Genomic DNA, 12,282 nt, shown 5'->3' with positions numbered 1-12,282 from the left:
TACACCTCATTATTTTTATAATATAGTCCGCGGGCTTCTTCCTTAATGACCGCTGGACAGCTATACAAGGGGTTGATCCGGTTCCTTTTTTTCATCAATCGCTCCCGTATACTCGTTGTAATTTACGGCGATGGTTCCAACTTGGCCATTTCGATTTTTCGAGACAATGATTTCAAGGGAATGATCTTGAGAATCCTTGTCATAATAGGCTTCGCGGTAGAGGAACAAAATGACATCGGCATCCTGCTCCACACTTCCCGATTCCCGAATGTCAGACATCATCGGTCGTTTATTGGCCCTTGATTCCACTGATCGATTTAGCTGCGCTAAACAGATGACGGGGCAATCAAAGTCCTTCGCCATCGTTTTGAGAGATTTTGAAATTTCCGTTACTTGTTGGTGGGAATTCCCTCCGTAAGATTGACTAGATTGGATCAGTGTTAAGTAATCGATAAATAGGATCGGTCTCTTGCCGGGAAATTGATTCATCAGCTTTCTCGTTTTCGCTCTCATCTCTGCAATCGTTTGTCCAGCCCCATCAAAAATTTGCATATTGGTTTCCGTGAGATCACCAATCACATCGGACCATTTATCCTTTTGATGTTGACTGAGCATTCTTTTCGGATTCCTCATTTTCGAACGGTTAAAGCCCCCTGTCGAAGCAATCAATCGTTTGGTAATCAGTTTCTCGGGCATTTCTAAGGAAAATACGAGTGGCAGATACCCAGCCCAACCGGCCATTTTGGCAAAATGAAGCATCACGTCGGTTTTTCCCATGGATGGTCTGGCCGCTAGAATCGTGACTTCCCCGCCCTGAAAGCCTCCCGTCATGTCGTCGAGCTGTTTGATACCCGTTGTGACACTTTTCAGGCGTAATTGATCTTCCCAGGGTGCCTCATAGATGTTGGCCAACGCTTGTTGTAACGAAGTGTGATCCTCGAGCTTTAATTGGTTGATTTTATCCAACTCCCTCACGACCTTCGCAATCTCCCAGTCATTCATGGCGGCAACATTCAAGATGTTCCTCTTTTCCCGCTCCTTCCACGACTCAAGAATGAGCTTTTCCGTTCCATCAAATTTCTCGATGTCTGCATAGGACAACAGCTCTGAAAGATAGGACATTCCCCCTACTGATTCGAGGTCGGGCAGGGTTGAAAAAGTAATCAAATCAAGATTCTTACCGGCACGTTTGAACTCCACCATTTTTCGCATGATTTCTTTATGCCTTACGCTTTCTAGCTGCTCTGGCTGAATCACAGTATCCGTTAGTAAGTACTCCGCCTTCATCAAACTGCCTAAGAACGCTTTTTCCGCCATACTCATTCCTCTTCACCTGCCGTTAGATCAAGTTGGAATCCGCTTGGAATATCTCTTCCGGTACGAACGATTTCAGTTGATTTTCTTGACATTGGTACTGCCTGTTGGGGTGCCTGATGGGCATCAACATCTGCTACGGTCAGTAACGATTCATTTTCCCAGTTTCTAAGAATCGCAACTATATAGTTGAGCCTTCGCTTGTTATTCGCACAGGCAATCTCCATGGCTTTTAGAATCATCTCTTTCGGCTGTAAAAAGCTAGAATCCTCTAACCACGCTAACAGCTGCTGCTTCGCCATCACGTTCGTAAAGCCAAAACCATTTGTGTCCCAAAACTCGATAATTTCATTCACATCTTCTGGTTTTGTCAGATTCTCTAAATCTGGAGCATTCTCAATATCTGGCTGAGAAGCTATTTTTTGTTTTTGTTTTTCTTTTTTATTTTCTTTTTCTTTTTGCCCACGTATCGTCTCACGGCACGTTGACGTATCGTTAAACTCTTCGTCTTCCGTATCGGTATATGTATCCTGTTCCTCGCATTCACTGTCCTTGTTGCCAAAAAGCAATTCATCTTGTCCACTAAAAGATTCGTATAGGCTGCTAATTCCAAGATTAGTAATGCCTTCCGAAACATACGAAATAAGCGAGCGGTCCTGGACCTCTTTTAGCTCGGCGGTTATACAGTCCATGATCGGTTTCCCGCCTTTATGCAGGTTATATTCCCCCCAGTATTTAATCGCCAGTTCTCTTGTTTCCGGATTGTAGCGAATCAACTGATGCTGCTCGGCAAATCGTTCCATTAACGAATGAACAGTCTCCATCGAATAGCCCAAATGAAAAGCCATTTGCTTCTTCGTGATTCGATAGATGCCAATTTGAGTTGTTTTCGAATTTGTCAGCAGATAGAGGTAAAAATACTTCTCCTCCGGGGTCATTTCTTCCACAACGGGATTTTCCCAAAATTCAGTTCGCACCATTCGATACTTTGCCATCCTTAACCACCATCCTTGTTTATTGGAAAACTCTATTCATTCTTTATTTATGGTTTTGTGTAGGAAACGGATAGGGTGGTTTCTATAGAAAGGTGGATATTTTGTGACAATACCTGTCCTAACGGAGCATAAATGGGCACAAAAAAAGGCCTAGTCACTCCCCGGATAATGTCGATGAATTCGGCAAAATCCAGGGAGTGACTAGGCACCAGTTATAAGGTGGGGATGTTTTATACTCAGCCTGACACCCTAATCCTTATGAGAGGATAAACCGTTCCGTTTTGAGGTGCACATTATATAATTGACAACAAAAATGGCGTGTGAACTGACAACAGTTTTGGCACGCCATTTTTACGTTAATTAAGTCATAGTTAACATTGAAACTTGCTTTACTATTAGATGGTTTACTAAATTAATTTGTTGTCTATTTTTATTGAGTATCTTTTAGGTTCAAAAATAATGTGGTTGCTACCTTCATAAAAAACACCTCTCGTATATTTCAAACTGTTAATTGTTTTTTGGCTGTGAATCCAAGAAATTCTTTATAGGTTTTTGAAGTACGTCAACAATGGCTGCAATGATACTTGTTGCCAAGATGCCCATTAGACCTAGAGATATTGGACCTGCTGCATCATCACCTGTGAATTGAACACGCACCCTTAAATAAACTATTGCTAAAAAAATGAAGAAAATGACAGTAAAAGTGCATTTTTTAATTACCTTTAAAGATTGAAGAGATAACTCAGAAAAAGCATTATTCTTTTCGACATAGGTTAAAAGTTTAAATATTTGATACAACGCTGCAGAAAACGTAATACATATTCCATATGCACTTACCAAAAGTGGATATAGCGAATAATCACCTGGGCGTTCTATTGCATCTCTTCTGGCTGCTTCAGGCAAAAAATATATACACACGGCAAGCACTGCAATTCCAACCAGAAAAATAATAACCTCTAAGAAAGTGGTAGAACCTCGTTTAACATTCAATTAAAACACCTCACTTATTTAATGACAATACGAATTTAACATATTATATATCGTTTATCAATAAATTATTATTGTTTTTTATTGTATTATTATTTTTATTGAAATTTCCTTTTAACTTTAAACAGAAATAAAAAGCATTTCTCATTACAAAGAAATGCTCTTACTTTAAAATGTTAAATTTACAACTTGTTCATCAAAACAGAACTTTTTAATAAATGCATCTTTTATTCTGAATATAAAAAACCACGCCCATATCAATTACGATAAGGGCGTGGTTTTCCTCCTTATTTTAAAACTTAATTAGTTCTGACCACTACTTTACTTTCATTTATTGACACCGAATTTTTTTCTGATCGAAATGTATTGGATAAACTGCCCAGTTTCTCAATTTCAATTGTAACGATGTCGCCATCTTTTAACCTAACCCTTGCTATAAGCTTTGTATCGTATTTCAATTTTAATGTTCACTTTCTTCATCCTCATTTTTTTGTGAGATATTGTTTTCTGCTCTCGATTCTATGTCATCATTATTTTATCTCAATTAAGAAAAGCTGCCGAAATTCAACTTTAAAAACCGGCATCCACCATTTATGTGAATGTCGGTTCGTTAGGAGAACATCAACTTTTATCAGTTTGAAGAAAGAACATGAAAAAAAAAAGAAATTAAATCGGTTAAATCTGGTAAGAATAAATCTGAATTACAAATATTCTTGCGGAGTTTTAAAATAAAATGAATAATTCAATCACCGTTTTACAGGCATGTATGTTAATTGTTACGTCAATAGGCATATTGGATCACGTTATTATTATTCCCATTCTTCTCCGAACAGCTGGAAGGGATGCATGGATATCGGTTCTATTAAGTGGTGGTATTTTGTTTCTTTTGATTCCATTGATTTACTACATCATAAAGGGAATCTATCCTCAACACCTTTACGACTGGTTATCAATACGATTGGGAAAGTTCATAGCAACATTTATTATCCTATGGATCGTCTTGGAAATGCTAATGATGTCTGCAATGACATTAAGGGATGTATCCTATTGGGCCAAGGTCTCGTATATGCCGAAAACCCCTATTTTGGTTATTGTCTTATTTTTTTGTATCGTTTCTTACTATTCTTCCCTTTCAGGGATACGTTCTATTGCAATAACCAATGGCATTCTGTTACCTTTCGTCGTCCTATTAGGCTTTTTTGTTATGATTGCTAATTTCGCAAACAAAGACTATGCTTTGCTTACTCCAATGCTTGAAAAAGGCTTTCCCACTGTAATAAAAGGCATGGAATATGCAGGATCTGGATTCAGCGGATTTTTTTTGTTCATTTTAATGCAGCATCATTTAAAAAGAAAAATTGGTCTTCTTCCTTTTTTCATTACAGGGTTTATTCTCATTAATTTAACGCTTAGTCCATTAACAGCTGCTATTGCAGAATTCGGCCCAATTGGTGCATCTAGACTACGCTTCCCGGCATATGAAGAATGGCGACTTGTGACCTTCGGACATTTTCTTGAACATGTTGATTTTCTTTCAATTTATCAGTGGTTGGTTGGATCTTTTATTCGGATTTCATTAGCTATGTTTTTGATTCCCGAAATGTTTAACATTCAAAGTCAACCTAAGCGAATAGGTTTGTTGCTTTCCATCTACACCCTTCTTATCGGAATTTCCCTAATCCCGATTAGTGATATGAAGTTTATGGAATTATTAAGAAGTATCTATCTCCCATTTACTTTAATATTTAGCTTGGTACTCGTAATACTGCTTGGTCTACTCGTCTTTATTTCCAGAAGAAAAGAGGTATCTGATTGAGCCAGCAAAAGTTTCTTGTCAATAAGACAAACGGGGAGTCCATGACCGTTGAAAAACATACGGAAGGAAATGTAAAAATCCTGCACCAATTATTTGATAACTGTGCCGATGTGAAAATTGAAAAAAAAGAGTTTCAAAATGACCAAATCGAAGTATCTGTTTTATTGGTCTATTGTGAAGGATTATCTGATACAAAGCAACTTAACCAGACAATCATTCCGCAATTACAATATTTTTTTCATAAAGTTCATCTGGAAACATTTTGTGAAAAGCAGCTGTTATCAGCTTTGCAAATAGCTTCTATCAGTAAAGTGATGGAGTTTGACCAAATAACAACGAATGTGTTTAGTGGACAATTAGTATTGTTTTTCGATGGATTAGAAGCAGCTTATTCCATTGATATAACAAATCCTCCCCAACGCAATCCAGAGGAATCTAGTCTTGAAGTGTCTATTATAGGGCCAAAGGATGGATTTGTAGAGGCGTTGAACATGAACGTTGCGTTGGTTCGAAAAAGGTTAAAAACCAGTTCGCTATCATACCAACAATTTATCATAGGCAAAAGGAGTCAAACCAAGATAGGCTTGTTGTTTATAAAGGATATCGTACAACCAAGTGTCATTGAAGAGGTCAAAAAGAGGATTACGAAAATAGACATGGATGCAGTTTATAGCAGTCAAGAATTAATTGAGCTAATCAGTGAGAAACCAACATCCCTTTTCCCGCTTTATGACCATACAGGACGACCGGATTACGTTGTTGCTTCTCTATTGCGTGGGCGTTTTGTTATTCTAATGGATGGATTGCCAACAGCTATTATTGCTCCCATGAATCTTTTTTCTTTACTTAAGTCTCCTGAAGATATTCATCTACATTATTTATTCGTATCTTTTGAACGACTTTTTCGGTTAGCTGGCCTAGCAATTGCATTATTTCTTCCGGGTTTTTATATCGCAATTTGTACCTATCATCCCGATCAACTCCCTTTGTCTTTACTTGCTACAATATCAGTCTCTAGAAAAGGGGTTCCACTTCCAACCCCAATTGAGGCTTTTTTAATGCTACTTTTATTCGAATTATTCCGGGAAGCTGGGGTGCGGTTACCCAACGCAATTGGGCAGACCCTTTCTGTGGTGGGCGGGCTTATTATCGGCGATGCTGCCATACGAGCAGGACTAACTAGTCCATCTATGATTGTCATCGTTTCCATCACAGCCGTCGCTAACTTTACTTTGGTTAACCAATCACTAATTGGAGTTATTACCATAATTCGGATTGGAATTCTTCTCCTATCTTCCGTCATGGGCGTATTTGGATTCATTCTTTCGGTAAGTCTTGTTGTTATTTACCTTTCGAACTTGCGATCCTTTGGTATTTCTTATTTAGCTCCAATATCTCCTGTAACATTTGGAGACCTTCTACCAGCTTTATTAAGACCTCCGGTTAAGTACTTAAGGCAACGTGCACGTATACTTAACCCTGTGGATAAGACACGGAGAGGGAATAATGAATAAAATCAAAATTATGTTACTTTCGATATTGACGCCGTTTTTATTAACAGGTTGTTGGAACATGCGGGAGATTGAACATTTATTCTATGTCCATTCGTTAGGAATTGACTATACTGATAATCAATATGTGGTATATGCCCAAGTCTTAAATTTTGAAACCTTGGCAAAAAAAGAAGGTGGTGGTGGAAGTGAACAAAGTGGGGCTTGGGTGGGAATAGGGGCTGGAAAAACCATCGAATCCGCTATTCAAAACTTATACTCTAGCTCCCAACGCAGGCTTTATTGGGGTCACTTAAATTCAATAGTTTTTAGTGAAGCCTTACTAAAACATGGAGTGGAAAATATCGGAGATTTAATCACCCGTTACAATGAAGTTAGGCTTAACGTATGGGTATTTTCTACCCGAAATTCGTTAAAAGAACTTTTGTTAACTTCGCCCATTCTAGAAAACTCACCCGTATATTCATTACTCAGTGACCCTCGTGATGTGTATAGACAGAGTTCATATATTGCACCGATTCGTTTCAATCAATTCTTTTCCATGTTATATGAACCCGGTGCCACACCTCTTATTCCCAATCTCAAGATTAGGAAAGACAAATGGAGGGATCAAAAAAAGAGTCATCCTTCCATTGAAATTGAGGGAATAAGTGTATTAAAGGAAGGGAAATGGGCCGGTCGGTTTCCTAAAATAGACATTCCGGGACTTCGTTGGTTAGATAATCAAACAAGTAGAACTCCATGTATTATCTATTTAAAAGGTGAACCAGTTGCTGTCCTAATATTGGAAAATCCAAGACCTAAAATTACTCCTGTGTTACAAGCAGGAAAAATAACGTTTCAGACAAGCCTATCTATTTCCGGTAGTGTAATCGAAATGAGAAAAGGCTTAACAGAAAAGTACATTTGTGAACAAGCTGAGAATACTATAAAGAAAGAGATCTACAAAACATGGGAAGAAGGTTTAAAAAAAGATGTGGATTTATTTAATCTCAATGAAGAAGCATATCGACATTTTCCAAGGGAATGGCATAAACTTCTAAAAAATGGAACACTCCCTTTAAAGGAAAATGCACTTGTCATAAATCATGTAAAAGTGAATTTATTGGATTCAGGCAGATCAAATATTAACATAGAAAATCCATTCAATGATTGATGATTTAGAGTGGTTCACAAATTTTAATTTGTGGCCACTTTTTTTTACAAATCAGGGATGTATCGAAGTAATCTGCTTCGTTGGTTCAATAAGTAAGAAGAAGATGCACTTGCAACCCCTTATTGAGCAATCGCACCCTTTAGTTTAAGTGCAATTCTTCACAATTTTACGTTCCCTGTTTGAATTCCTTAATTATTTACCTTAGATCCCGTTTATTTCTCCTTCTTGAAGAAGTTCCTCCTCCCTTCCTCTGTTTATTCTCATTATTAAAGGGTATATTCCCCAAATGATAATCATAACTTATATCAAAAATTTAATTTCATTCTATAGGAAAATGCCGAGAGGAGTGTATGTAATGGGATTCCCGCCTCAGCAACAAAATAAACCTGGTATTGAATCATTAATGACACCTAGACCTATATTTGATAACCCCAAATACAAACCAGCCGGTAAACTAATGAATAAAGTAGCACTCATAACTGGTGGGGATAGTGGAATTGGGAGAGCTGTAGCTGTCGCATTTGCGAAAGAAGGTGCAGACATTTCAATCTCATATCTGAATGAACACAGTGATGCAGAAGAAACGAAGTTCTATGTCGAAAAGTACGGCGGTCGTTGCATTATCATTCCAGGTGATATTGGGTATGAGCAGCCCCGCCAAGAAGCTGTAATGCGAACGATTCACCATTTTGGTCGTATTGACATTTTGGTGAATAATGCAGGTGTACTTTACGTAAGGAACAGTCTACTCGATATAGATTCGAATCAACGAGCAAATACTTTTCACACAAATGTTTTTTCGCAGTTTATTGTAACGAAAGCTGCTCTGCCATACATGAAATCAGGTAGCTCCATAATAAATACAACATCTATTAGTGCCTATCTAGGAAATAACGACTCTATTGATTATTCGGCATCAAAAGGAGCCATTGTTTCATTTACACGTTCGCTGTCATTGTCACTGGCATCTCAAGGGATTCGAGTCAATGGTGTGGCTCCAGGACCAATTTGGACTCCATTAATTCCATCTTCCTTACCTCCTGAACAGATTGCCACATTTGGGGACAATGTTCCCATGAAGCGAGCCGGTCAACCGTTTGAAGTGGCACCTGCTTATGTATTCTTAGCCTCCGATGATGCATCCTACATATCTGGGCAAATTCTACACGTGAATGGTGGGGAAATTGTAAACGGTTAAATATTTCTAAAGAAGAAAATTATATGCTGTTTAATTAATAGGTAATCACCTAATTGAATAAAAACAAGCTTTTCCTAGATATAAGTCATAGTATGAAAAGTGAAAACTTGAATCCAGACATGAGAGTATATGTTTCATCATTATGGAACAGGATATATGCCATATCCTTACTACGGAACGCATATGGGATACGGATACCAATCTTATGGAATGGGGTACTATCATCACTACCATTTCCACTATCACCCTCATTCTCAGCGTATTCTTCCCAGCCTATTCCTGAACATATGTTAACTCCATCCGTGCCTTTTCGATAGGATTTTAGAAAGTATACAAACTAAAAACCCTTGGACGTGAAATGAACCCAAAAAGTTAGACAAATATTTTAAGCAGATAGTGAGGATTGAACTCTCTATTGTACTAGGGTCAATCCTTTTAATTTTGCTTTGATTCGTTTGTGAATTTGCAAAATAAATATCGTAAATGATTTTTATTGTTCATTTGTCGCCCTTCAGACTTCCGTGGGGCTTTTTCAATGTAACCTTAGGTATCTGAACCGAATATGATAGGGTGTAATAAACCCATCACAGGAGGGAAATTTTTAATGCATACAGGAAATTATGGGGATTGGTCGCAATATTACAGGATACATCCGATTATCGACCAAATTATAGCCAATTGGTCCGAACCTCAAAAAAATGTTGTTCATAAGTTAATCAATAAATACGGGCTACCAAACGAAACTAGTTCAAGAAGACTCATTTGGCATCATAATGGTCCGTGGAAGCGAACTATCGTTTATCTTGATACTGTACCACACAACTTCCCTACTCCCCATCTTGATTTTTTGAAACAGACCATTGATTACAAGGTGCCTGTTGAACTTTTTGATAAAGTTGCACAATTTGATGGAAGTGTTTATCCTGATCGCACGAGCGGTGAAGCTTCGGCGAAATGCGACAAAGAAGAAATGAATTTTCTAGCATTGAATATGTTAAACGATATTGTTACTGGAAAGCGTACCGTGGGTGAAGCAAAACGCTTTTTCGCCGAAACTGCCATAAAATTCCATCAAGGTATATCTTCACCTTATATCGAAAAATTCCTTTTCTCAAAGCAAACACATACTGCTGATCCCGATGTGCGTTTATTCTGAGCCTCCTACAGCTCCAAAAAACTATGGGGCTGTCTCGAAAGTATTTAATGGACAATCCCATACGCTGATTTCGACAAAGGGCTTTACTTTTACTCAAGTAAACCCGTGAAGTTAAATAATGAAAAAAATTTAATAATATAAACATTATACTTAGGCTTAAATGCAAAAAAGCCTTTAATCACATGCTCTTGAACACCTTAAGTTCAATCGTTCTACCTGTCGCACCTTGAACGTGAACCTTGTACGTTTTGTTGTAACTCGGTTCGATACCGGTTCAAGACATTATCTCAACATTGACGGTAGACAGTTCGCAAGGGTTATTAACCATATCTTGACAAAGAGAAAAAACGTCTTGGGTTCAACGCACATTCAAAGTCAATCTATCCTTTTTTGTACAAATAAATGGTGTTATGCCGTTGATAGCGTCTTTCGATTCGTCATATAAAAACATTATCAGATGTTGAGGTAAATATTGAAAATTGAGTTAAATGCTGCTTCCCAATGCCTCTATCATAGAAACTGTATGGTTTTTCAGATTAATTCTAGTGTTGGCACCAATTTATTTAATCCACGAACACCTGGACCATCAATAACATCACCTTCATAGGAATACCGGGAACCATGGCATGGGCAATCCCATGACTTTTCAGCTTCATTCCATTGACATTCACAACCACAGTGGGTACAGGTTGTATCTACAATATATAGGTTGCCATTCTCATCCTTGTAAGCACCTGCACTTTTCCCTTTATACGTAACGATTGAACCTTCCCCATTCCGAACGTCCCTTGTTTCTTTTGAAACAAACTTCACCTTGCTTGTTATATGATGAAATGCAACATCCGCATTTGTTGTTAATGCGGCTAACAAATCAGGATTAGCATCAAAGCGTGAAGGAGAATAAACTTCTTTATATGGGTTTTCCCGATTGAGAACATAATCTGTTAACAAATGTGCAGATGAGATCCCATTTGCCATGCCCCAATCATTAAAACCTGTTGTGACTAAAATATGTTCCTTGCCTTGTGTTATAGGTCCAATGTAAGGGACCCTATCAAGGGTAATATAGTCCTGTGCGGACCAGCGGTAGGAATAATCTCTTATACCAAACAGCTGCTCGGCATAATCCTGAAGTTCGTTATAATATTTAAGGGTATTAATGTCTTGCCCGGTTTTATGACTACCTCCGGCAATGAGAAGTAATTTCCCTTCATTTAAAGGGGTGTAACGAAGGGAACGTGTCGGGGTATCAACACTAATATATATTCCACCTGGATATTCCTGATCGGTTTTGATGCCAATTATATAAGACCGCTGCGCATACATTCTCGCAAAATAAAGCCCTGGTTTATCATAAAATGGGTAGTTGGTGGCGATAATCACATGGTTGCAATTTATTTTGTACCCGTCTTTTGTAATAACCTTGGGACTGATTTTATCCTCTTCCAAATCCACTGCCGTTGTATTTTCAAAGACCCTACATCCCATCTTTATCGCTTCATTTAAAAGCCCTCTTAAAAACTTTGGCGGGTGAAATTGAGCCTGACCTGCCATCTTAATCGTATTTTTTATTTGGAGATTAAACGGAATCGTATCCAATAATTCCCCTTTTATACCTAACTTTTGATAGGCTGTCCACTCTTTCTCAATATCTTTAGCATATTTATCTGATACAGCATAAACATACGCATCTTGCCTGCTGAAATCACAGTCGATTCTTTTTTCCCTTGAAGTATTCTCAACAAACTGGATAGCATTTGAACTAAACTCATAATAAAGCTTGGCTTTTTCCTCGCCAAAAAATTTTATTAAGTGGTCGTAGATTAAGATATGTTGTGCTGTTAGCTTAGCTGTAGTATGTGCCGTTGTGCCGTTCAGGACACTCCGAGCTTCGATAATGGCAACCTTCACGCCTTCTTTCGAGAGTAAATAAGCGGAAGTAATTCCTGAAATTCCTGCCCCTATTATGGCAACATCCACCGTTAAATCTTCATTTAGTGTATTAAAAGTTGGAAGCTCTATATCACGCCAATAAGTTGTTGAAAATTTATGGACATTTTCCGATGAACCCATATGCAATCCCCCAAAATTAAAAATTAACCTTTGATTAACTTTTCCTAAGAGATAAAATTAATTCTCTTATAGTAAA

The 12,282-nt window shown here is 37.9% G+C and carries 9 protein-coding genes; 5 read left to right on the top strand and 4 right to left on the bottom strand.

Annotated features, from left to right (window positions below; all coding sequences use genetic code 11):
• Window positions 1–60: 60 nt before the first annotated feature.
• From ACZ5B7_RS03755 to ACZ5B7_RS03745, 3 genes are all read right to left on the bottom strand, one after another.
• Entirely contained in the window at window positions 61–1,323 is a 1,263-nt protein-coding gene (locus ACZ5B7_RS03755) for a DnaB-like helicase C-terminal domain-containing protein (RefSeq protein ID WP_464492703.1), read from the bottom strand.
• Window positions 1,320–2,309: a DnaD domain protein gene (locus tag ACZ5B7_RS03750; RefSeq protein WP_464492702.1), complete on the bottom strand. Its 990-nt coding sequence runs from the start codon at window positions 2,307–2,309 to the stop codon at window positions 1,320–1,322. Before ACZ5B7_RS03750 ends, ACZ5B7_RS03755 begins: the two co-directional genes overlap by 4 nt.
• Window positions 2,310–2,816: 507 nt before the next feature.
• Window positions 2,817–3,299, bottom strand: coding sequence for a DUF2975 domain-containing protein (locus tag ACZ5B7_RS03745; RefSeq protein WP_464492701.1), 483 nt, complete (start codon window positions 3,297–3,299; stop codon window positions 2,817–2,819).
• Window positions 3,300–4,029: 730 nt separating this feature from the next.
• Here ACZ5B7_RS03745 and ACZ5B7_RS03740 point away from each other — a divergent pair.
• From ACZ5B7_RS03740 to ACZ5B7_RS03720, 5 genes are all read left to right on the top strand, one after another.
• A complete protein-coding gene (locus ACZ5B7_RS03740) occupies window positions 4,030–5,112 on the top strand; it encodes a GerAB/ArcD/ProY family transporter (protein ID WP_464492700.1) in 1,083 nt (360 codons plus the stop codon).
• The gene (locus tag ACZ5B7_RS03735; RefSeq protein ID WP_464492699.1) at window positions 5,109–6,626 is read left to right on the top strand and encodes a spore germination protein; all 1,518 of its coding nucleotides are present in this window, start codon (window positions 5,109–5,111) and stop codon (window positions 6,624–6,626) included. Before ACZ5B7_RS03740 ends, ACZ5B7_RS03735 begins: the two co-directional genes overlap by 4 nt.
• A complete protein-coding gene (locus ACZ5B7_RS03730) occupies window positions 6,619–7,779 on the top strand; it encodes a Ger(x)C family spore germination protein (RefSeq protein ID WP_464492698.1) in 1,161 nt (386 codons plus the stop codon). The genes ACZ5B7_RS03735 and ACZ5B7_RS03730 overlap by 8 nt, the downstream gene beginning before the upstream one ends.
• Before the next feature lie 334 nt (window positions 7,780–8,113).
• Window positions 8,114–8,977, top strand: a complete 864-nt coding sequence (locus ACZ5B7_RS03725; RefSeq protein WP_464494430.1) for an SDR family oxidoreductase — start codon at window positions 8,114–8,116, stop codon at window positions 8,975–8,977.
• 604 nt (window positions 8,978–9,581) lie between these two features.
• Complete coding sequence (locus tag ACZ5B7_RS03720) at window positions 9,582–10,133, top strand: hypothetical protein (RefSeq protein ID WP_464492697.1); 552 nt, start codon at window positions 9,582–9,584, stop codon at window positions 10,131–10,133.
• A 531-nt stretch (window positions 10,134–10,664) separates the two neighbouring features.
• Here ACZ5B7_RS03720 and ACZ5B7_RS03715 read toward each other — a convergent pair.
• On the bottom strand, window positions 10,665–12,206 hold the full coding sequence (locus ACZ5B7_RS03715; protein ID WP_464492696.1) for an FAD-dependent oxidoreductase: 1,542 nt from the start codon (window positions 12,204–12,206) through the stop codon (window positions 10,665–10,667).
• Window positions 12,207–12,282 lie beyond the last annotated feature (76 nt).

The organism is Neobacillus sp. S1115, from assembly GCF_055385565.1.
The sequence above is the reverse complement of the archived record's forward strand: the minus strand, read 5'-3'. Positions and strand labels throughout refer to the sequence as shown.